The organism is Herbaspirillum lusitanum P6-12 (assembly GCF_000256565.1).
GTDB lineage: Bacteria > Pseudomonadota > Gammaproteobacteria > Burkholderiales > Burkholderiaceae_D > Herbaspirillum > Herbaspirillum lusitanum.
The window spans coordinates 1-760 of record NZ_AJHH01000236.1 but is presented as its reverse complement, the minus strand read 5'-3'; the positions used below and the strand labels follow the sequence as shown (position 1 = coordinate 760).

Sequence of the window (760 nt, the reverse complement as noted above, 5' to 3'; positions counted from 1 at the left end):
GCGGCCCGACGCGAGCCGGTACGGAAGCTGCGTGGTCGATGACGCCATCGTGGTGCTGGAAAATATTTCCCGCCATATCGAACAGGGCATGAAGCCGGTCAAGGCAGCGCTGATCGGCGCACGCGAAGTCGGCTTCACGGTGCTGTCGATGAGCATTTCTCTGATCGCGGTGTTCATCCCCATCCTGATGATGGGCGGCATTGTCGGACGGTTGTTCCGCGAGTTCGCGGTGACGCTGTCGGTGGCGATCCTGGTGTCCCTGTTGGTGTCGCTGACGACCACGCCGATGATGTGCGCCATGCTGCTCAAACAAGAGAGCGAAGAGGAGCGCAAGCCGGGTCGTTTCTTCACTGCTGTCGAGCGCCTGTTCGACAGCATGCTGCGCGGCTATGAGCGCTCGCTGGCGTGGGCCCTGCGATTCTCGCCGCTGATGATCGTGATCCTGCTCGCCACCATCGCGCTCAATGTCTATCTGTACGTGATCGTGCCCAAGGGCTTCTTCCCGCAGCAGGACACCGGCCGGCTGGTTGGCGGCATCCGCGGCGACCAGTCGATCTCGTTCCAGGCCATGCGCATCAAGCTCAACGAATTCATCGAAATCGTGCGCCAGGATCCGGCGGTGGCCAACGTCACCGCCTTCACCGGAGGCGGTCGCCGCAACGGCGGCAGCATGTTCATCGCGCTCAAGCCGCTATCGGAGCGCAAGATATCCGCCGACAAGGTGATTGCGCGGCTGCGCATGAAGCTGGGCCACGTGGCC

Annotated in this window: 1 protein-coding gene; it reads left to right on the top strand. The window is 62.8% G+C overall.

Going from position 1 to position 760, the window contains the following annotated elements; all coding sequences use genetic code 11:
- On the top strand, nt 1-760 hold a 760-nt coding region (locus HLUSI_RS27515), incomplete at both ends, for an efflux RND transporter permease subunit (protein ID WP_040503264.1).